At 35.8% G+C, this 21119-nt stretch carries 19 protein-coding genes and 2 pseudogenes; 7 read left to right on the top strand and 14 right to left on the bottom strand.

Annotation, left to right across the window (positions count from 1 at the left end; translation table 11 throughout):
• Nucleotides 1-20 precede the first annotated feature (20 nt).
• The 8 genes and pseudogenes from IPH52_21970 to IPH52_21935 form a co-directional block, all read right to left on the bottom strand.
• Complete coding sequence (locus tag IPH52_21970; protein ID MBK7057667.1) at nt 21-1322, bottom strand: thioredoxin family protein; 1302 nt, start codon at nt 1320-1322, stop codon at nt 21-23.
• Between the two features lie 213 nt (nt 1323-1535).
• A complete protein-coding gene (locus tag IPH52_21965) occupies nt 1536-1784 on the bottom strand; it encodes a hypothetical protein (protein MBK7057666.1) in 249 nt (82 codons plus the stop codon).
• A gap of 2 nt (nt 1785-1786) precedes the next feature.
• Nucleotides 1787-2221: a PIN domain protein gene (locus IPH52_21960; GenBank protein ID MBK7057665.1), complete on the bottom strand. Its 435-nt coding sequence runs from the start codon at nt 2219-2221 to the stop codon at nt 1787-1789.
• Nucleotides 2221-5419: pseudogene (locus tag IPH52_21955) on the bottom strand (N-6 DNA methylase). The gene IPH52_21960 and the pseudogene IPH52_21955 overlap by 1 nt, the downstream one beginning before the upstream one ends.
• A gap of 24 nt (nt 5420-5443) precedes the next feature.
• A complete protein-coding gene (locus tag IPH52_21950; GenBank protein MBK7057664.1) occupies nt 5444-5830 on the bottom strand; it encodes a hypothetical protein in 387 nt (128 codons plus the stop codon).
• A gap of 1 nt (nt 5831) precedes the next feature.
• Entirely contained in the window at nt 5832-6035 is a 204-nt protein-coding gene (locus IPH52_21945; GenBank protein MBK7057663.1) for a hypothetical protein, read from the bottom strand.
• Nucleotides 6035-6262: a hypothetical protein gene (locus IPH52_21940; GenBank protein MBK7057662.1), complete on the bottom strand. Its 228-nt coding sequence runs from the start codon at nt 6260-6262 to the stop codon at nt 6035-6037. The genes IPH52_21945 and IPH52_21940 overlap by 1 nt, the downstream gene beginning before the upstream one ends.
• Nucleotides 6263-6918: 656 nt before the next feature.
• The gene (locus IPH52_21935; protein ID MBK7057661.1) at nt 6919-8874 is read right to left on the bottom strand and encodes a tetratricopeptide repeat protein; all 1956 of its coding nucleotides are present in this window, start codon (nt 8872-8874) and stop codon (nt 6919-6921) included.
• A gap of 257 nt (nt 8875-9131) precedes the next feature.
• On the opposite strand from IPH52_21935, the gene flgN reads away from it, so the two are divergent.
• The 7 genes from flgN (at nt 9132) to IPH52_21900 (ending at nt 17060) form a co-directional block, all read left to right on the top strand.
• Nucleotides 9132-9626 carry a flagellar export chaperone FlgN gene (gene flgN / locus IPH52_21930; protein MBK7057660.1) on the top strand — a complete coding sequence of 165 codons (495 nt, stop codon included), beginning with the start codon at nt 9132-9134 and terminating at the stop codon, nt 9624-9626.
• Nucleotides 9627-9636: 10 nt separating this feature from the next.
• Nucleotides 9637-11547 (top strand): flagellar hook-associated protein FlgK, encoded by a 1911-nt coding sequence (gene flgK, locus IPH52_21925; protein ID MBK7057659.1) that lies wholly within the window; start codon nt 9637-9639, stop codon nt 11545-11547.
• Nucleotides 11548-11549: 2 nt separating this feature from the next.
• Nucleotides 11550-12815: a flagellar hook-associated protein 3 gene (locus IPH52_21920; GenBank protein ID MBK7057658.1), complete on the top strand. Its 1266-nt coding sequence runs from the start codon at nt 11550-11552 to the stop codon at nt 12813-12815.
• A 3-nt stretch (nt 12816-12818) separates the two neighbouring features.
• A complete protein-coding gene (gene fliW / locus IPH52_21915) occupies nt 12819-13271 on the top strand; it encodes a flagellar assembly protein FliW (GenBank protein MBK7057657.1) in 453 nt (150 codons plus the stop codon).
• Nucleotides 13271-13513, top strand: coding sequence for a carbon storage regulator CsrA (gene csrA, locus IPH52_21910; protein ID MBK7057656.1), 243 nt, complete (start codon nt 13271-13273; stop codon nt 13511-13513). The genes fliW and csrA overlap by 1 nt, the downstream gene beginning before the upstream one ends.
• Nucleotides 13514-13794: 281 nt before the next feature.
• Nucleotides 13795-15495: a diguanylate cyclase gene (locus IPH52_21905; GenBank protein ID MBK7057655.1), complete on the top strand. Its 1701-nt coding sequence runs from the start codon at nt 13795-13797 to the stop codon at nt 15493-15495.
• Nucleotides 15495-17060 (top strand): bacteriohemerythrin, encoded by a 1566-nt coding sequence (locus IPH52_21900; protein ID MBK7057654.1) that lies wholly within the window; start codon nt 15495-15497, stop codon nt 17058-17060. The genes IPH52_21905 and IPH52_21900 overlap by 1 nt, the downstream gene beginning before the upstream one ends.
• Here IPH52_21900 and IPH52_21895 read toward each other — a convergent pair.
• From IPH52_21895 to rho, 6 genes and pseudogenes are all read right to left on the bottom strand, one after another.
• Complete coding sequence (locus IPH52_21895) at nt 17057-17755, bottom strand: hypothetical protein (GenBank protein ID MBK7057653.1); 699 nt, start codon at nt 17753-17755, stop codon at nt 17057-17059. The two genes, IPH52_21900 and IPH52_21895, sit on opposite strands and share 4 nt — an antisense overlap.
• A gap of 15 nt (nt 17756-17770) precedes the next feature.
• Nucleotides 17771-18118, bottom strand: a complete 348-nt coding sequence (locus IPH52_21890) for an STAS domain-containing protein (protein ID MBK7057652.1) — start codon at nt 18116-18118, stop codon at nt 17771-17773.
• 87 nt (nt 18119-18205) lie between these two features.
• Nucleotides 18206-18394, bottom strand: coding sequence for a hypothetical protein (locus IPH52_21885; GenBank protein ID MBK7057651.1), 189 nt, complete (start codon nt 18392-18394; stop codon nt 18206-18208).
• Nucleotides 18395-19180, bottom strand: a complete 786-nt coding sequence (locus tag IPH52_21880) for a pentapeptide repeat-containing protein (GenBank protein MBK7057650.1) — start codon at nt 19178-19180, stop codon at nt 18395-18397. It lies immediately after the preceding gene.
• 206 nt (nt 19181-19386) lie between these two features.
• On the bottom strand, nt 19387-19632 hold the full coding sequence (locus IPH52_21875) for a type B 50S ribosomal protein L31 (protein MBK7057649.1): 246 nt from the start codon (nt 19630-19632) through the stop codon (nt 19387-19389).
• Between the two features lie 14 nt (nt 19633-19646).
• Nucleotides 19647-21113 (bottom strand): annotated as a pseudogene (gene rho / locus IPH52_21870) (transcription termination factor Rho).
• Nucleotides 21114-21119 lie beyond the last annotated feature (6 nt).

Below are 21119 nucleotides of genomic sequence, written 5' to 3'. Positions count from 1 at the left end.
AGACGTTGCGAGCAACGTCTCTACTCTAACATTCCTTTTAAAAACCTTTTGTATTCCTCTTTATCTCGCGTCATTCCTAGAAATTGATTTAAGACTTTTTCATTTGCATCCATTCCTACGTAAAGTGGAAGAGCGATCGTTCCAAATTTATCTTCTTCGTATTTCTGGTTTTCTTCGTGAACTTTTTCTTCCCCATCCGTATAGAGGCGAACGAGTATATACCTCGATAGTAATTCTTTCACCTCCGGTTCAGGGAAAATATTCTGCTCCATCCATCTACAGTTCGTGCAGGTATAGCCTGTAAAATCTACAAATATCTTTTTGCCTGATTTATTTGACTCTGCTTTGGCAAGCTCTAAATTATCCATCCACACTAACTCTTCTACTAATTTGGTATGACTCATTTGATTACTCGGTGGCGGTAAATAGGCATCTAACTCACCAAGGGAACGACCATTGGTAGCTGTTAAAAAATTAAGAGAAACAGAAAGAAAGAAAATAGCAGCAAATATTCTTAGAGCTGATTTCCCCTCCTCTTTCTTCTCATGAGAAAAATAAAAGAACCCAAATAAATAAAGCGCCGCTCCAATAAAAAGAGAAGCCCAGATAACTAAAAAGAATTCTCTTGAAAGTATCTTCCATCCAAAAACGAGATCAGCATTGCTTATAAATTTAAGAGCAGCGGCTAATTCTAAAAAGCCTAAGATGATTTTAAAAGATACCATCCAATTTCCTGAGCGAGGAAGCTTCTTGATGACAGAAGGAAACAAAGCAAGTAAAAAGAATGGAATCGAGAAAGCAAAGCTATAACCAAGCATTCCAAGTATGGGATAAAACCATTCCCCCTTCGAAGCAGACACAAGCACCGTTCCAATAAATGGCATCGTGCAAGTAAAAGTCGTAAGTGTAAATGTAAAAGACATTACCCATATACTCAGTAGATTGTTCTTGGATTGAAAATTAGAAAGCTTTGTGAGTAAGCTACTCGAAACTAAAATTTCAAACATTCCAAATAGATTAAAAGCAAACAATATAAATACAACTGCAATAATCAAGTTCATATATGGATTTGAGGCTAATCTATTTAATCCGCTTGCACCAAAAAGAAGTGCAATTAAAAAACCAGCTATACTAAACGAAAGAATAATTCCTAGAGAATATAAAAGCGCATCAAAAACTGGCTTCGCATGTTCAGCCTCCTGGCGTTTCGTAAAATAAGAAACAGTGATAGGAATCAATGGAAACACACAAGGTGTAAGAAGGGATAATAACCCAAAACTAAACGATAGAGATAAATAGGACGAGATCGATAAATTTTCCATAATACAATTCTTTGACTACGCAGAAATCCTACAATGCATATTATTTCGGGTTTTGCTGCGTTCCATTTTTACTAATCGTTTTAATCGTGTTCAAAGCAAATCTTTTTATTTGTCGAACTGCGTAATTGTGTGAAGTTTTTTTTGGGAGATTGTTACACCTACTTAATGCTTGAATAAGACCTTAAACCTATAAGATCGAAACTTTATCTGTTCTCATTTTATTTTTCCGATACTCCTAGTCTTAGTCGTTTTTTTAGCAGGCGGATTTTGTTTATTATAGTATTTCATTGCCTTGTTGCTCAGTTCATCCAAAGTCATATCTTCAAAAAGATTTTCTCTCCATTTTGTATAATCAAATTTTTCTTTCTGAATAATAGAAATAAATCTTTCTACATCAACAAGGTTTAATTTTTCTCGCAGAACATCGTATGCTTTTAGTTTTAATTCTGTATCTGTAATCATTGCTATTCTCCGATTATCTTAATAAATTGAATTGGATCAACAATTTCAATATTCTTAATGCTTTTAGCTTTTTGCAATACTTTATCATCCGTCGTAATAAAATAATCGCACTTTCCTTCAAGCGCACATGCAATATGAAGAGAATCTTTTTTCTTAATTCCTATTTTCATAAATAGACTAGAATTTTCTTTTACTTTTCTATTTTCTACGATTGTCTTAATTGCAATAATTTTCCATTCTAAAATTTGCTTCACTTTTTCTTTAAATGGATTCGAAGCATTTTCGTATTCTAAAATATATGACCAGATTAACTCCAATTTACCAAGCCTAATTTCTTCCTGAATATAAAGTTTCGCCTCAGCTTCTAGCTTTACTCGAATTTGACTTTTATCATCAAATGGTCTGTTAAAACAACAATTATCCAAATACACTCGTATCATGTCTCCACCTCATCTATCTCTTTCATTATCCTATCCGTCTCGGTCAATGCTACAATGATCTTTTGATAATGTAAAATATCTTCATACCCAAGCGCGCGGTCTTTTCTGTCTTTCAACCATTTCTGTGCTGGCTGGTATCCACCAATATAAAAATTCCATGCTACTTCGGGAACATTGGCAAAATACTGTTTGTCGTTGATAAAGACATTGCCGAATGACGATTGTGGATTTTCGATTGACGATTTTTCCGTAGAGACGCGATTCATCGCGTCTTTACTATTCGATGCCATATCCGTTACGTATGATATTTTCCCAACCACATTATCACCATCCACAGGATACGTCGTTATATACGTATTAACCACATCGGATTCTAATAAATGAATTTGTCTGAGTTCTCCGCCCAATTTTACCAATTGCCAAAATGTTCGTTATGGATGGATACGGTATTCGCGGAAAATCTATCTTTAAAAATTCTTTGTATGTTTCTCTATACGATGGTGAATGCAATACCGCGTAGATGTAATCCAATAGATCGATGGGGGAAAATGATTTCGGATTTTCGATTGACGATTTCTTCGTAGAGACGCGATTAATCGCGTCTTTACTATATGATGTCGCATCTTTTTCCCCTGTAAAGGTTAATCCCAATTTGCCCGCAATCTCGTTTACGATATCCATATTTAGATTTGGTTTGCGATTAGGCTCTTCTGTGGAGACGCGATGAATCGCGTCTCTACTGTATGATGTCGCGCCTAACATTGGATTGGCGGTATCTGGATAGAGATAGAGAGGGCAAATTAAAGAGCGCCCTTTATTACTATAATGTGCTCTATTATCAAATAAATCTTTAATTACTTGAATATGAGACCATTCTAAATTTGTTGACTGTCTTGGGAAAGCTAATCCAATGTTTTCATGTAAGAAGTTTTTTAGATTTTTGAAAGCAGCTCTTCGCAATAAATCATTATCGTAATAACAATATCTTATGTCAAAAGGTCTGTATGTAATCTTATTTATTTTATTAATATTCGAATTTTCAATATTTTCCTTACCAAAGTCTTCTAGGCTGAACTGAATAAATTTTTCATCATTACCTGTCTCAACACCAGTGCTAGATGATAAGAATAATTCTCCTAAGGAAAAGCCTGTATCGTATTCATTCCCACCTTCAAAATCTTTCTTCACAAAATAATAATTAGGTTCCGCATAATCCAGATTATTCCACTCAATCTTTTTAACACTATTCTCATTTAAGAAATCATATTTCAATTCTCGTTTTCCGAATAGGTCGTAGTGAAATACTTTGGCGAGTTCCTTTTTCTTTTTTTTGTTTGTTTTGATGAAGAGGTTAATGGATACACCTTGCATTATATCAAATACATTTTGGTCGGGTGTGCCATCTGGAGAGACTTCTTTTTTCTTTGCATTGCCATGTAGGTCTAGGATGTAGATTTTATCGAAGCTTTCTAGTAAATGTTTTCGCATCTGACGGTGGATGAGTCCGTCGATGAAACTGTTATTTGAGATATATGCCAATATGCCTTCGCCTGTTTTGTCAATGAAATGCTGACCGAAACGAATGAACTTGATATAGTCATCAGAAAGTGGTTGAATGTTTTTTTCATTCAAATCTTTTTTGTAATCAGCCACTAGGTTTTGAATCCAATCGCTTTTATTGCTACTGCTGACCGCATAAGGCGGATTACCCATTACTACCATCACAGGGGTATCGCGCTTAACGTCGTTTGCTTGTTGGGCTTCTTCACTGAGCCAACGGGCTAATGCGAATAAGGTTCTATCGTCTTCTTGGTATTCTTCGAGGGAGTTGGTGAGATAGATTTTCAGGCGTTGGTTCTTGGTGGGTTTAAAATCAGTCTCTTGTAAGAGCATGTCGATTTTTAAATGTGCCATTGCGTAAGATGCCATGAGTAGTTCGAATCCATGCAGTCGCGGTATAAGATGATTCTCCACATAATTACTCCAGATGCCTTCTTGACCTTGGAACTTTTGGTAGACTTGACGAATGAGTTCGGCGATGAATGTTCCTGTTCCTGTTGCAGGGTCTAGAAATTGAACACGATGGACTTTTTTCTTTGTGGGTTTCTTTTCGCCGGGTTGTTTTACTTCTATATCAATCATCGAACTATCTGCAATTCCTTCTCTGATTCCAAATTCAGTCTTTAGTATATCGTCTATCGCACGCACAATGAAGTTCACAGCAGGACTTGGAGTATACCAAACACCACGAGCTTTACGAAGAGCAGGGTCATACTCAGTCAGAAAGGTTTCATAGAAATGAATGATTGGGTCTTGCGTCTGCGTGGATTTTCCAAAATCTTTTAATAGAGAGGCAACATCAGCAGAGCGAAATATTTCGGCTAATGATTCTACAATCCATTTTATCCGGTCATCAATATCGGGACCTGCGATATAACTGAATAAACTTCTTAGAAATGGATTTGATTTGGGAATTAGCTCTGCTGCTTCTTGGCGAGAGAAAGTTTCCAAAGTCTTATCATGAAACCTTGCGGCAAACATTCCGTAGGCGATTGTCTGGGCATAGATGTCTGCAAATTCTTTTGGTTTAATATCATGGATTAGTATTTTTTGAAACGCATCCATTTGATCTCTCAGAGAACTCGTTTCTTCTTTTTTAATATCTGAAAGTAAAGCTGCTTCAATTATATTTTCTAACATCCTAGCTTTCTTCGCCATCATAGCGGCTAACGTCGAAGAGGATTTAATTGTTTGTCCTTCGAATAGACAGAAATCTTTTATGAGATCAGTGAACATAGAAAAGTTTTGGGACAGTGGAATTATTTTTCCATTTTTAATTTCTGCGATCTGGACTTTTGTTTTAAATTCTCCATTGATATAAAGATGAAACGTTAGATAATCCGTAAAAATCAAATTCTGCAAAGAAGCTTTGTATCTATCAAATTGTTCTTTGAGTGATTTGCTTTCTAAATCTACTCCAATATCTTTCGCTTCGATATAACCAACTGGAATATCTCTCTTCGTAATAATATAATCAGGTGCACCACATTCAATTCTTGCGGGTTCATTTGTTACTAAAACATCAGTAACGATAGTATTGATTAATACCTGTAAGTCGCTACGGTAAGAATGCTCTCTCGCATGACCAGTCTTGTAGAGTTTGTTTATATTTTCGATGTATTGGCTAATCGGCATTATGTATTCCTAATTTCCTTTTACTCACACATACTCCATATATACCCACGTTCTATCTTCCAAGCACCTCAGAAGTTCATAAAACTTCTTAATACGATACTGTAAGTTTTCCAAGCTTCCTTCGAAGGAGCTAGCTTTGAGTAGCCCCGGTTTAGAACTAGACTCCATTTTTAAAACTAAGTCATAACTTTCTGAGAGAATACATTTTTGAAAAAAGGAAATATAGGAATTGCGGTTTTGTTCTGTTAGCTCTACTGCCTGAATGGAAACTTCTTCTTCGTCAACTTTTAACGTAATACTGTGCGATGTTTGGATTTTAGAAAATTCCGAAAGAGCAAGCCATTTGTAAAATATATCAGATACATCAATTACTAAATTGTTTCCATCTTTTGTATAAAATAAAATTTCCAAGTTACATCTCCAAACTTTCTAACTTTGTGAATTCATGTTCAGGAATATTTTCTGCCCATGCAATTCCAGCAGAATCAAATAACTGTTTTGCGCTAGCAGAAATAATTCCAGTTGTAAGGACTGCTGTAATAGATCCTTTCTGGATTAAAGATTCTGCCAATCCTTTATCTATTCTCGCTCTGGTTTTAATTTCAATATAAGGCATTATTTCTGATTGTATTTTTGATTTAGATCTCGAACTATTTTTTGAATTGTTTCTGTATCCTCTTCCGATGGATAATAAATATCACCCTGCGCATCATTTCCATACGTTCTTTCACTTTCTATTTCTTCTTTTTCAAGCAAACCCAATACCCAGCCAATCATTTTCTTATGAATGGTTAGCTTCTGAATCATCTTATCTTCATCGGTTGGTTTATTTTGTGTATCCATTTTTTATCTCGGATTTAAAGCAAAAGCACTAAAACAGAAAACTATAGTTACAATGGCAGGTCAATTGTTTTTTAAAAAAAGATATTTCGCTGATTCAAGAATAATTTATCGAATAATAAAAAATATTCCTATCCTCAAAGCAATCCCCTTTGCAAAGGGGAATACTCCTAACTAGCCACACAATATCGACAGAATGAGGGGATTAGATTCCCTTTACCAAACCTTTACCACTCCATAACTCACCACCGCTCCAGCTCCGCTTATAGAGCCGGTCTAACACGCGTTACCCAGGGCAGTTTGAACCGGACCTAGACCGGAGATATAAGCGGAGCTAGACCGAAGATGAGTAAACGACAACATAAAGAAAGCATATACACTGATTAATATTATCTCATTTTTATTACAAAATATCTACCGGTAAATCGTCATATGTCTCAAATCTGTCGAACTGCATAGCTTGGCTGATGGAGAGTGGCAGCGATGGGGGGATTTAACTGTCAATTTGCCGGTTAAGGGCGGTGAAATTGTAACCTATACAATCCCGTATAGACTGTAAGTTTAAAATCTATCGTATCTTTTATCGATGCACCACACTCAATTCTTGCAGGCTCATTGATCACAAGCACATCAGGCACAATTGTATTGGCTAATCGGCATCATTTGTTTCCCTTTGCATACATCGTATAGGCTACTTTGTATTCATCGTTAAAGGGGAGTTGGAGTTGGGGTAGCATTTCAGGAAGAGCGAGTTTCCAACTAATATAATAGTAGGCTAATATTTTGTAGCCGGAGAATTGGGTGTTTGGAATTGAGGATAGAGTATAATCATTCTTATCCGTTCTAAATCCTTTGGCACCGAGTAAAGCAATTTCGACTGCGATTTTTTTGATATTGTCCTGTGACATTTTTTCAAAGTATTGGAGTGCATCTACCATATAGGTCACTACAGCCATATTGGTTCCAATGATTTCTTGGGAGCGTTGAAATTGAAACATTTCTACTTCTTCATTTCGTGTTTCATCTTCGAGCGAAGAATTCTGATTTTCCGCTCGGTAAATATCTTCGCTGACTAGACTAAAGTATTTATCTAGTTGTAACACTTTAGCCCAATTTTTTACTAATTCATATTCAATTGCGGGTTGTTTGTTTAATTTCAAATCCGAGTATTCTGATAAAAATTTCTTTGACTGTTCTAGTTCTTTTGGTGTTGGCTTAAACTGTGCAGTTAAATCAAATCCGAACAGGTCTTTATAATGAAGTGCAGTCACTAGATTATAAATCTTACTTTTAGAAATAAGGTCAGTCGGTGCTACTTCTAAAGTCTTTGGATCAGTAACAGCTCGTATCCCCTCCTGGATAAAAGTATAAATAGATAAAAATTGATAACTTCTAAGTTCTGGATACTCATTGTAAATTAAATCTTCAATGAATAAGTCTATCGGTGTATTATAAATCTGGTGGTTGATTCCTTCAAAGAGTGCTTGAGTGTAATTGTGAATAGCCTCTTTTTGAATTCCTTTTTTTGTAAGTAACTCTATTGTAGACTTGATAGAAGAGAGAAATTCTTCTTTGTTTTCAGAATTAGAAAGAAAGAGTAGATTCACTTTTTCTTTTCTCGCTTGAATCACAAAATCTAGATGAACGAGTTCATGTAGAATTAGATGCTGGATTGTGGGATAAGATGGTTTATACCTTAGAATATGCTTTTCTAGATTGTAATTTTCCGCAAATTCAATCTTAGCCGCTGTAGCAATTTTAGAATCTTCCACTAATTCAATTTGTTTATCACAATCGAATTCAAGTTTATGGAGAAAGTTTTTTACAATTGCAGTTTCTTTGTTTTCCTGAACGATTCTTTCGGAAACTTCAAATGCTTGCTTTAAAGAATTCTGATAGAGCTGATCTTGTGGCTTACATAGTTTTGCTGCAATAATAGAATTTTGAAAGGCAGTTTGTAAATTGTTTTCTTTCTCAGCAATGATTCCCAATGCATAATGAGTATTTGGATAATCCTTGTTAATCTCTAAGGAGTGTTCGAAGTATTTCTTTGCCTCTACTAATTTTCCTTGCCCGAGTAGACTTCCGCCAATATTTGTAATTACAATAAAATCATTCGGATTGACTTTTAGAGATTGGTCGTAGTATTTCATTGCGGTAGAAATATCATTCTTGAATCTAGAAAATATATTTCCCATCATAAGAAGCGCCCAACCGTTTTTAGAATTCCATCGTAAGGAGTCGATGAGGCAATTAATCGCTTCGTCTTGGTTTCCCTGTTCTGAATAAATTTGTCCGAGGACTCGGTAATATTCCGAATTCGTTGGATTTACTTTGATGAGTGATTTTAGGATTGGTTCGGCTTCTGCAAATTTGCCGCTGTCGCAATACTGGATTGCTTTTTTGTAATCGGATTCTTGGGAAAGTATCGCGGAGTTATCTACGTCTACTATGACGTAACCGTTCTCGATTGTAATTCTTGGTTTGTATTCACCGTAAGAGTAATATTCTTCTAACTTCTTAACAAGAAGACTATTGTTATCACCCCCCCCCTCCACTTTCATATAGGGAAAGATGATGAATAGAAAATCATCTATTTTATGTATAATCTGCATGGCTTTAATTTTCCAGAATTTCCGATAGATAGATTCAATCTAAAAGCAGGACGGTTTTCTGTAGAGAAAAAAATGGGTAGATTGTCTGTGTTTAAAGAGCATTAGTAAATGTAAAAAATAGTCTAGATCAAAGAATCATATGGGACATAAGTGTATACCTTTCGGAACATAACTAGATTTGCTTTAAATAAATTTAAAAAAGCCTAATCTTATCAAGCCAAAAGCCGATTGAAAATAAAAGGGTATCTCCTGTGAAAATGAAATTAGAACAATTAGAAGCTGCATTCAAAGAAGAAATTAATTTATATAAAAGCTTACTCATTTTAGAAACGAGTAAAAAGGAAGCAATACTACGCTCAAATGGAAAGCATTTGGAGAATTTTACCAAGCAAACATCTGCCATGATGGATACTCTAACCGGTGTAGAGGCAAAACGAATCAAGCTTATCGCAGAATTTTTCTCCCAAGAAAAGGACGGAGCCGTTGTTCCTACCGTCACAGAATTTTTAAATCGCCTAGATAAAATCACCCTTGCAAAATTTAAACCTCTTACCAATGATTTGAAATTCGTTGTATTGGACTTAAAAGAGAAAATCACAGTCAATGAAGAACTTTTGAAATCTAAAATAGATATGTTTTCTCTTTCGATTGAAGCACTTAAATCGGCAAGTGAATCTCCCGTCGCAGAATTATACGGTGACAATTCAAAATCAAAAGCACGCACTAACGTAATGTTAAACATGAGAGCATAAGGAGCAAATAATGGGATCTACATTTTCAGGATTAGAAGTCGGCAAAAAAGGATTATCCGTTCATCAACAGGCTTTACATACAACCGGTCATAATATTTCAAATGCGGATAACAAACAGTATGCTCGTCAACGTGTTCAAATCACAGCAGCAGAGCCAATGTATGATCCATCTCTGAACCGTGCCATGGTTGCCGGTCAAATTGGACAGGGCTCTAAAGTTCCTGAAATAGAAAGAATTAGAGATAGTTTTATTGATGATAGAATCCAAGAAACTAGCTCTGTAAAAGATTACTGGTCTGCTCGAAATGATTACCTTTACAGAATTGAAATGGTATTTAATGAGCCGGGTGGAATGACTCTTCGCGGACAAATGGATCAATTCTGGTCTGCATGGGAAGAGCTTGCAAATTATCCTGATGAAAGCGCACACCGCTCTGTTGTAAAAGAAAAAGCAATTGGTCTTGGAAATCGAATTGAGGATACTTACCGTAAGCTTACACAATTACAGGACCAGGCAAACAAAGAAGTCGAATCTAAAACAAGTCATCTAAACGGTATTGGAAATAGCATTCGTGCATTAAACGAAAAAATTCAGAAAGCCGAAGCGCTAGGCGATAGACCAAATGATTTATATGACAAAAGAGATGGACTCTTACAAGAATTATCTGAATTAGTAGATATTAATATTGGTAGAAGCGATAAAGACGAGTTTATGGTTTTTATCGGTCAGCAAATATTTGTGCAGGGTTCTAAAAAAGAAAACGTTGAATTGGTTGGTAATCCAGACAACGAAGGAAAATTAAAATTAGTCTGGGAGCGTGACGGCAAAGATGTATTACTCCGTTCCGGTCATATCCAGGGTTTAATTGAAGTTCGTGACTTTGTATTACGTGAAAAAATTGACAATGTGGATACATTTGCCATTAACCTCACTGACACAGTAAACGAAATCCACAAAGATGGATTTGGTTTGAACGGAAAGACAAACTTAAACTTCTTTCAACCAAGAGACCTTGCTTTAAATTCAAATGCAGAGTATGATTCAAATGGTGATGGAATTAACGACAAGACCGCCATATACCGAGTAACCGGTAGAACAACTCTCGACGCAACTAGACCAATCGCAATTTCTGGAACAATCACCATTCAAAAAAATGATGAGAAATCTACACAAGTTCTAATTCCGTATAACGTCGATGACACTTTAAACGATGTTATCAAAAGGATCAATCGCTCAGAGTCAGGCGTTGTCGCTTTTATGAACCACGACAATCAGCTTGTATTAAAAGGTGTCCCTGCTGAAAATAATATCCGCGAAAATTTTATGATTCGTCACTTAGAAGATTCTGGAAATCTTTTAGTTGGTATGACTGGAATTTTAAATGGAAGTGGAGTGGCTGGATCTTTTGATTACAATCGATTAGGCGAACTCGCTAAGCTTCAAGCTGCACCACAAGACATTACTCTTACTCCGCAGTTTCACCCTGCATCTTTTGTTCGTGTTTCTGATGATATAGCGAATAACGTAAATAATATTGCAGCAGCCCGTGGAAAAGATGTTGGCGGAACAGGAGACTACAACAAAGCAAATGGACAAAAAGATGGGTCTAATGCTTTGTTAGTCGCAAATTTCCTAAAAGACAAACCAATGATGGTAGGTTATGACGAGAATTTTAGCGCGTTTTATAATGGTATGATTTCTAAGCTCGGCACAGAAGCTAGAGAAGCAAAACAAGAACTCGGAACTCAAACTGCACTCTTAAGTGAATTTGAAAAACTTCGTCAATCTGTAATGGGTGTTAACCTCGACGAAGAGATGGCGAATATGGTTCAATACCAACATTCTTATAATGCAGCGGCTAAGATGATTAATGTGCAAAACGAAATGTTAGATGTAATAATAAATAGACTCGGAGTATAATCATGAGAATCACAAATCAAATTTCTAATAACACTCTTGTAAATACTTTAGCAAGACACCAATCCCAATTGGATGAAACACAAAACCAATTAGGCACAGGTCTAAAAATCAGTCGTCCTTCTGATGATCCGTCTGCTACGACTAACAATATGTATTTTCGTTCCCGTGTAAATGAATTAGACCAATTCATGAAAAACGCTACAGAAGGAAAAGCCCGTTTACAACAAGTAGACGGACAACTCGAGCGGGTAACAGAGATTTTACAACGCGTAAGAGTTTTGACAGTGCAAGCTTCGAACGGAATTTACCAGGGTGATAAAGGCTTCGAATTAGAAGTAGCTATCGGAAAAGAAATCAATGAACTTTTAAAAGCAACTATCGACATTGCAAATACTCGCGATGTGACAGGACGTTATCTATTTGGCGGCCACACCATAGACCGACCACCTTTTGAAGCAATGGAAGCAAAGATGAAAGGTCTTAAAGGAATTGAAATCCAAGACCAAATCGTCGGTGTCGAATATCGTGGCGATATAGGCGATCAAGTTCGCGAAATCGAACGTGGCGAATACATGGGAGTAAACGTTGCCGGCAATAAAGCATTTTGGGGAACCAATATGAGTATTACGGCTAATCGTGATTCTTCTGAATATGCAGCTACTTCTGATCAAAAGTTTAAAATCGACGGAGTAGAAATTTCCATTTCTGCAGGCGACAGACTAGATGATATCATTGATAAAATCAATAGTTCTCCTCTCGATGTAAAAGCAAGTAAGCTCGGTAGCGACAACATTACATTATCCTCCACATCCCCTCATCAGATTTGGTTAGAAGATTCCGAAGGTGGAACAGTATTAAGAGACCTCGGACTTGTAGAGGTTAATTACTCTGAGCCTCCAACCAATTATTCGAAAGAAGCAACTGTTGCTGGAAATTCTATCTTTGATGTAATGATTCAACTTAGAAATGATTTAACTGCTAAAGACCAGGAAAGAATTTCCGGTCGTGATTTAGGTGATATTGATATGGCGCTAGAAAATATTCTACGTCATCGTTCGATCGTTGGTGCTAAAATGAATCGATTAGAAGAGCATGAAAAGAGAATTGATTTTGATAAATCTTTTATGGCTGAACTTCTTGCTAAGAACGAAGCGATAGATTTCCCTGAAACCATCATGAACTTAAAATGGTTAGAAACAATTCACCAATCTGCACTCAGTGTAGGTTCTAAAGTAATCAAGCCTACTCTAATGGACTTTTTACGTTAATCTATGACAAAAGAAATAGAAACAAAGCCTTTTGGAAAAATGCAAATTGACGAAAGGCAAATTCTAAATTTTCCAGAAGGAATTTTAGGTTTTGAGAAATACAACGAGTTTGCGCTCATAGAAGAAAATCAAGAAAGCCCTTTTAAATGGTTGCAATCTCTGAATGAAATAGATTTAGCATTTATTGTAATTCAGCCTGATTTGTTTGCACCTGATTATAAGCCTGCTTTAGGACAAGAGGATTTGGATTTAATTCAAGTCTCAAGTCTAGAAGAAGCTCTTATCATGACGATAGTCACCATACCTAACGACAACCCGCAAATGATGACTGCAAACTTACAGGGTCCTGTAATCATCAATCCAAAGACTCGTGCGGCTAAGCAGTGTATATCGAAGAATGAAAATCATCCTCTCAGAAAATTAATCTTAGAAAATATTCCAATGGAGAAAGTCTAGTGCTAGTTCTAGCGAGAAGACTCAATCAATCCATTATCATCGGTAACGATATCGAAGTCGTTATTGTAGATATAAAAGGTGACCAGGTAAAAATTGGAATCAAAGCTCCCAAGAATGTATCTGTGCACCGCGCCGAAATTCACCAGGAAATTCAAGCTGAAAATATCAAAGCAATGAACGTCCAAATCAAACCGGCGGACCTTGGAAAGTTAAGCGATATATTAAAGAAAAAGCCGCAGTAGATTCCAGATATTTCACCTAGCACTGAATTTACTGAAAAATTCCAATTGCATAGAACGAAAGTTTAGGACTTCTCCTAAACTTTTAGCTCTTTTTTGCAAAAATTTTTTTTTGTAACATAAAAAATAATCTAAAAAGGTTGCCAAAACGTTGCCTTTGATGACCTATAAACGTGTGAATAGATTAATTTGGAATGAGTCTTATTCTTCTAATGGTTTTCCCTTAGATTTTAGCAAATCTACGAGACAGAGCCTTTTTCAAATTTATTACAGCGAATAAGCAAATGAAAAAAACAATTAAAAAAAATCACATATTTCTGCGATTGAAAAATTCTATTCTTTCATTTCTTTTGATAGTCTGGACGGAGAGAAATAAGCAAATTAGAAAAAGAGAGTTAATCGAAAGCATCCTCCTGCTTAGCATTTCCTTTTTATTAGGACAAATTGTTTTCTTTCGTTGGTTTGAAGAAAGTTTTAGTTTTCTCTCGAAGAATTATTTGCTTTTTGGTTTTATTCTGTGGATTGCTTTAAGACTTGGTATCCGTGCGGTTCTTATTGCTTTGCTTTTAATTTTTATTCAAATATCTGCATCTAAGTCAACTTCCATTGACGAATGGATTTATTTATTTACACTCTTTATATTTGCAGGAACGACTGCTATCTATATAACCCATATCAAACAGGGAATAGAAAACCTCCAATTAAAAGACAGTGCACTTCAGGCGGCGGCTAATGGTATACTGATTACAAACCGAAAAGGATTTATTGAATGGGCAAACAAAGCATTCAGTGATCTAACAGGTTACAGTATGAATGAAATCTATACTCTAAATCCCAGGGAGATAATGAGATCAGGAAAACAGGATGACGAGTTTTACAAAACGATGTGGAATACTATTCTTTCTAAAAAAGTCTGGCATGGTGAACTCGTAAATCGTCGCAAGGATGGGTCTTTTTACGATGAGGAAATGACGATTACCCCCGTAATAAATCTAGAAGGAGAAATAACACATTTTATTGCAGTCAAGCAAGATATCACAAAAAGAAAGCAAGCTGAAGCAGAACTACGAATAGCCGCAACAGTATTTGATGCGCAAGAAGGGATGATGATCACAGATGCCTCTAGTATCATTCTGAAAGTCAATCATGCATTTACTCGTATAACAGGCTATAAACCGGAAGAAGTCATTGGCAAAAGTCCGAGCATATTTCGCTCAGGCCGTCATGATGAAGCCTTTTATGCTACTATGTGGAAAAGCATTCATCAAACAAAAGCATGGCAAGGGGAAGTTTGGAATCGTAGAAAGAGTGGAGAAATCTATCCACAGTGGCTTACGATTACGGCTGTTGTTGGGGGGAATAATATTATTAACCGCTATGTAGCAACTCTCACGGATATTACAGAGCGCAAAGCTACAGAAGAGTTCATAAACCGACTTGCATTCTATGATCCACTGACTCAGTTACCAAATCGTAGATTATTGGAAGAGCGATTGAAGCATGGAATCACTGTAAATCGTAGAAACGACACCCAAATGGCAGCATTGATGTTGGACCTAGATAAATTCAAAGCGGTTAATGACAAATATGGTCATTCAGCAGGCGATGATTTATTGCAACAAGTCGCTTTGCGAATCAAATCCCGTTTACGAGAAGTAGACTTGGTTTCTCGTTTAGGGGGAGATGAATTCTTTATATTGATAGAAGATATTCGACAAATAGAAATCGTCGCGAATATTGCAGAAGATATAGTTTTCCTTTTAAGTCAGCCTTTCACGGTTTTAGAAAGTTATACCGTTGAAATTGGAGGAAGCGTTGGAATCTGTCTGTATCCAGACAATGGGGATAATCCGAGTAAGCTCATGAAGAATGCAGATTTAGCATTGTATCATGCAAAAGAACAAGGGAGAGGTCGTTACGCTTTTTTTACAGATGACCTTCTTCTGAAAAAGCAAGAAACTATTCTTGACGGAATGATTCAATAATGCAATTTTTCAGTTCTAACAAGACAATCCTAAAGGAGTTACTAAAAGAAAAAAAGTATAGTCAGTTTTCTTTAGAGCTAAACATTTTATTTTTTGGATCCATTTCTCTAACTTTGTTTTTTATTTTCGGAATTGTCTTAGATATTCCAATTCTCTTTCGAGTTTTATTTACTCTTTTTCATTTTATCATATTCATTTTATTGTATAGGTTTTTTGGAAAATCAAGATCAGAAAAATTAGAATTAACAGCTCGCTTCAAAAAAATTAATCAGCAAATGAAATTGCTTTATCTAAAGACAACTGAATCGTTCAATCAATTTGTGCCTAAAGAGTATTTAACGCTCTTGAACAAAAAGCAGATGTGGGAAATAAAGCTGGGCGATCAAGTCAATAAAGATATGACAATTCTATTTGCTGACATACGCTCATTTACCTCTATGGCAGAAAAAGTATCTGCGAAAGAAATCTTTGAATTCCTAAACCAATTCTATTCTCATATGAACACTATCATTGAAAGGCATAACGGTATCATTGATAAATACATTGGAGATGCACTGTTAGCAATATTTCCAAATAATGTAGAAGATGCAATTAACTGCGCAATCGAAATGCAACTAGAAATTCGTGAAAGAGTTTTTAGGATTAATAATAATGACAAGAAAATCGAAATTGGAATCGGGATTCATTACGGGGAAGTATTACTCGGCGTTCTTGGAAGTGAAAAAAGAATGCAAACAACTGTTATTTCTGATGTTGTGAATACTGCTTCTAGGCTTGAATCGTTGTCAAAGTCCTATGGTGCACCTATCATTATTAGCGAAGATGTGATTCAGAATATTGTTGATCCAGATAAATACCATATTCGATTTCTAGACAATGCCTATATTCGAGGAAAAGAAGAACAGACATTTATATGTGAAGTGTATAATGTTGATTATCCCGAACAGATTGAACTAAAAGATAAAACCAAGCAACAATTTGATAGTGGAGTAATTATCTATCAAAGTGGTCAATATCAAAAAGCATGGGAAATATTCTTACAGATACTAACGATTAACCCAAGAGATAAAGCTGCTATGTTTTTTCTAAATCGAACTGCAACATTTCTAGTGGAAGGATTTAAGATTACACCAGAAGCAAAAGTCGATTATGTTATTTGGGAGGATTCCTGGAATACAGATATTGATGTTGTGGATTATCAGCATAAGGTTCTATTTAGTGTAATCAATGATTTGGAACGAGCAATTCAATTTAATATCGAAAGAGAAGCACTAAAAAGAATTATCAGTAATTTAAAAATTTATACCTATACTCATTTTACAATGGAAGAAGAACTCATGCTAATGGCATCCTATCCAGATTTTTCTGATCATAAACTAGAACATAAAAAATTCATCGATAAGATCGAGAGCGTAGAAGAGGAGCTTAAGACAGGAACCGCAAATGTTGGAAAGAAAACTCTTGAATTTCTTTTCTTCTGGTTAAGATCCCATATTCTAAAGTCGGATAAAGACGGTTATGCGCCACTCGTAAAAGAAGTGATGACTAATCAGAAAAAGATTTAGTTGTCTGTCTTCTTATTTGAATTGTATTTTCTATCTTTTAATTGATATTGATTTAGGTCTTTCAAGGGAAAGATCAACCATTTCTTATTGGTGTATCCATTTACTTTGTTGAAGGTAAAAAGCTGTTCCTTCTCTTGTTCGATTTCATTTTCATCAGGAGTGATGGAAAGTGCAACTTGTGGAACTTGTGTCCATTCAAAGAAATTTTTCGCAGTATCACGCGGAACATCTGATTGTATCTCCCCTAATACTAGATTTAATCCTTTTGAATCAATCCAGAGTAAGAAGGATGTGCGCTTATTATTAGAGATTACAGATTGAGTGTGGTCAAACATGGATATGCCCATGACACAGTCTTCGGACTTCATATTTTCCAATACTTGTTTTAAGTCAACGCTAAGGGTCGTTAATTCACTTAGGTGAAAAACAAAATCTTGTAAACTACCAATACGAGTGTATTTTTTAAACCGTAAATTACCAAGCATATCAACTAGTTTTTCGGGTTGGATCGAATAGGGATGAGTAAATTTTTCCTGAATGAATTCTTTGTTTTTAATTTCATCTTTTGGCATTCTATAGAAAGCAGAATTACGAGTAGAATAAACCAAATGCTTTGTTTGATAGAAAGATGCACAATGCGATAGAAGTAAAGTCAAGGAGAGAAAGAATATTTTTTTTGAAATAGAATACTTCATTTAATTAACCTGTGATTATTTTAGTTCGGGATAGATTTCGATAAACTCATCATACGTATAGATTGCAATGATATTATCTAAACCAGAAAGTCGGAAAACTGAATAAAGTGATTTATTCAAATTAAAGACAGTCACTGCGGAGTGTAGATTTTTTACATAGGATGCCGCTCTAATCAGTGAGCCAATACCAGAAGAATCCATAAAGTTGACCTTATAGAAATCAAAGCTGACTACCTTGAAATCAGTGTTTTGTTGGATAATAGCTTCAAACTCTTTGTAAAAATCCTTAGAATTATCCATCATTACATCGGAAAGGATTTTTATAATTAAATGATCACTGGTTCGAGAAGGGGTTAAAATCATGTTTATAACTGAGTTACTTTACAACAGGTTCGTATCTTAGCTATTTAACTATTCAATTTGAAAATGTCTAGAATAAAAAACGTATTCTTAGATTTTTTGAAGTTCTTCCGCTTTGATATTTTTAAGAGTGTGCGGATGCCCTTCTTTGTCATTGTATATAACATGATACAATTCATTTTCAATGTCTACAATCTCAACAATGGAATTTGTGAGAATAAAGACCCCATTTTGCATAAAGGTCTTCTTAAGTAATTTTGCTTGGTCACCTACTTTCAATTAAATAACTTCCTCTGCTTTCATATAGATATCTTTACCAGCTTTTTGCATTACTTTGAAGATATGAACCTGATTGGAATCGATTCTTGTGCCTATATCATAAATTGCGTCTGTAAAATCAGCCCCATCTATCTTTGCACCAGCTAATTTAGCCCAACGTAAATCAGCTCCTCTAAAGTTTGCATTCTGTAAATTACAGCTATTTAGAAATGCACCGCGTAAATTAGCTCCCGAAAAATTGGCACCTACATAACTTCCATTTTGTAGATAAGCATTGTGCAAATCAGCATTTGAGAAATCAACTCCATCTAAATTTTCTTTTTCGAGAATAATACTAGATAAATTCTCGTTGGAGAGATTGCCTTTCGTTTTTAATATTTCAAGGGCTTTGGATTTGGTGATTCGCTTTTCTTTGGGAATGCCATCACCAGATTTAAAATCCTTAATGGCTTGTTTGAGCGCAGCTATCGCTGATTCTGGATAATTCTTTCTTTTTTCAGGAAATTCAAATAGTTTTTCTATATCAGACTCTGTTAAGGTCTCTGCTTCTGAAACGGTCTTATTCTTTGCAATTTCAGTAGCCATAGCAAGCGCAGTAATTCCAAATCCACAACCAGTTGTCGTATAGCTAGCATCTGTTATGCACTCATTCTCATCTATCTTAAGATAGATCCTATATCCATCCCCGCAGCCTACGTTGCGATAATTGGATACAACTGTTGCATCTTCCATTTCGCGGTAGTTCATTCTTGTATCGTTGATTTCTTTGAATTTCTCGAAGTTCATTGCCATTGGTAAGACTCCTGAATGTTAGACTTAGGTAATTGCCTCAGAGACACTGAGGCGCAGAGAAATAAATATATTAAAAATCTCAAATGAGTGTAATAATATATTTAGCCTTTTAAATTGTTTAATATGAAACCCTCTATTACTCTCTGTGACTCCGTGCCTTTGTGGCAAAAAACCATTTAGACACGGTCACGAGCATAGATTTATTTCATCTTGTATTTCTTTTTGAATTTGTCAACGCGACCAGCAGTCATGATAACTTTTGCTTTGTCGGTGAAGAAAGGGTGAGATGCACTAGAAATTTCTAATTTGATAACGGGATATTCTTTTCCATCTTCCCATTTCATTGTTTCATTGGATTTCGCAGTAGATTTTGATTTAAACGCGTAATCACAAGAAATATCTTTAAAAATTACATCTCTATATTGTGGGTGTATTCCTTCTTTCATTTGGTTCTCCTTAATTATGAATTCATGCTCGCTAGAAAGGCCTCATTGGTCTTTGTAGTTCTCATTTTATCTAGCAATAATTCCATACTTTCTGTGATACTCATAGGGGAAAGTACCTTTCTTAGTATAAAGACTTTTTGTAAAATATCCGGACGAAGTAAAAGCTCTTCTTTACGAGTTCCTGACTTATTTATGTCGATTGCAGGGAAAATTCTCTTATCAGATAGCTTTCTATCTAAATGAACTTCCATATTTCCAGTTCCTTTAAATTCTTCAAAGATAACCTCGTCCATTTTAGAGCCTGTATCGATAAGAGCAGTTGCCAATATAGTTAGTGAACCGCCTTCTTCGATATTACGAGCTGCTCCAAAGAAACGCTTTGGTTTATGAAGCGCATTGGAATCCACACCACCAGAAAGAATCTTTCCACTCGTTGGAATTACTTGGTTGTAGGCGCGGGCAAGTCTTGTGATAGAGTCAAGTAATACAACAACATCCCGTCCATGCTCGACGAGACGTTTTGCTTTCTCGATTACCATTTCCGCTACTTGAACGTGGCGCTGAGCAGGCTCATCGAAGGTAGAACTTACCACTTCTCCACGAACGTTACGCGCCATATCTGTTACTTCTTCTGGACGCTCGTCAATCAACAATACGATTAAATAGACTTCGGGATGATTACGGGTAATCGCATTTGCAATACTTTGCATTAAAATTGTTTTACCAGTTCTAGGAGGAGCAACAATCAGTCCACGTTGCCCTTTCCCGATTGGGATCATCAAATCAAGGATACGAGTATCCATATGAGATGGATCAAATTCCATATTGAGTCTTTCATTTGGATAAAGAGGTGTTAGGTTGTCAAATAAGGCACGCTTATTAGCTACTTCAGGTGGAACTCCGTTTACGGTTTCTACTCGGAGCATAGCAAAGAATCTTTCCGATTCTTTTGGAGGACGAATTTGTCCTTCGATAGTATCCCCAGTCCTTAGACCAAAGAGTTTTATTTGAGAAGGAGAAACATAGATATCATCAGGACCTGGAACATAGTTATAATCAGGGGAGCGTAAGAATCCATATCCGTCAGGAAGGCGTTCCATGACACCGGCAGCATGAACCTGACCATCTTTCTCGGATTGGCTTTGTAGAATCGCGAAAATTAAATTCTGTTTCTTGAGACCATTTGTATTTTCAACACCCATGCTCTTAGCTAACTCGGTTAACTCTCCGATAGCTTTCTGTTTGAGTTTTACTAAATCAATTGGTTCAGGAGTAGGCCCGTCAAATTTCTTTCTCTTTTTAAAGGGTCTTGGATGATTACCGTTTTGATTTTGGTTTTCATTCGATGTTGGTGATTGTTGATTTTCGTATTCTTCTTGTTCAATTGAATTTTCTTCTTTTTTAGATATAGCCATAGTATGGGGTTGCCTGTTAGTGGATTTTGAATTCTAATGATTGTGGCTTAGCGAATGATTGCCGATTTCATT

The sequence above is a fragment of the Leptospiraceae bacterium genome (assembly GCA_016708435.1).
Classification (GTDB): Bacteria; Spirochaetota; Leptospiria; order Leptospirales; family Leptospiraceae; genus UBA2033.
Note: the sequence above shows the minus strand (reverse complement) of the source record. Positions and strands in the feature narration are given on the sequence as shown.

Bases quoted from the DNA above. Each gene is read 5' to 3' on its own strand.
- IPH52_21920 (MBK7057658.1), top strand. From the start codon at position 11,550: ATGAGAATCACAAATCAAATTTCTAATAACACTCTTGTAAATACTTTA.
- IPH52_21970 (MBK7057667.1), bottom strand. From the start codon at position 1,322: ATGGAAAATTTATCGATCTCGTCCTATTTATCTCTATCGTTTAGTTTT.
- IPH52_21875 (MBK7057649.1), bottom strand. From the start codon at position 19,632: ATGAAAGAAGGAATACACCCACAATATAGAGATGTAATTTTTAAAGAT.
- IPH52_21965 (MBK7057666.1), bottom strand. From the start codon at position 1,784: ATGATTACAGATACAGAATTAAAACTAAAAGCATACGATGTTCTGCGA.
- IPH52_21880 (MBK7057650.1), bottom strand. From the start codon at position 19,180: ATGAACTTCGAGAAATTCAAAGAAATCAACGATACAAGAATGAACTAC.
- IPH52_21895 (MBK7057653.1), bottom strand. From the start codon at position 17,755: ATGAAGTATTCTATTTCAAAAAAAATATTCTTTCTCTCCTTGACTTTA.
- IPH52_21890 (MBK7057652.1), bottom strand. From the start codon at position 18,118: ATGATTTTAACCCCTTCTCGAACCAGTGATCATTTAATTATAAAAATC.
- fliW (MBK7057657.1), top strand. From the start codon at position 12,819: ATGACAAAAGAAATAGAAACAAAGCCTTTTGGAAAAATGCAAATTGAC.
- IPH52_21945 (MBK7057663.1), bottom strand. From the start codon at position 6,035: ATGCCTTATATTGAAATTAAAACCAGAGCGAGAATAGATAAAGGATTG.
- flgN (MBK7057660.1), top strand. From the start codon at position 9,132: ATGAAATTAGAACAATTAGAAGCTGCATTCAAAGAAGAAATTAATTTA.
- IPH52_21935 (MBK7057661.1), bottom strand. From the start codon at position 8,874: ATGCAGATTATACATAAAATAGATGATTTTCTATTCATCATCTTTCCC.
- IPH52_21905 (MBK7057655.1), top strand. From the start codon at position 13,795: ATGAAAAAAACAATTAAAAAAAATCACATATTTCTGCGATTGAAAAAT.
- flgK (MBK7057659.1), top strand. From the start codon at position 9,637: ATGGGATCTACATTTTCAGGATTAGAAGTCGGCAAAAAAGGATTATCC.
- IPH52_21940 (MBK7057662.1), bottom strand. From the start codon at position 6,262: ATGGATACACAAAATAAACCAACCGATGAAGATAAGATGATTCAGAAG.
- IPH52_21900 (MBK7057654.1), top strand. From the start codon at position 15,495: ATGCAATTTTTCAGTTCTAACAAGACAATCCTAAAGGAGTTACTAAAA.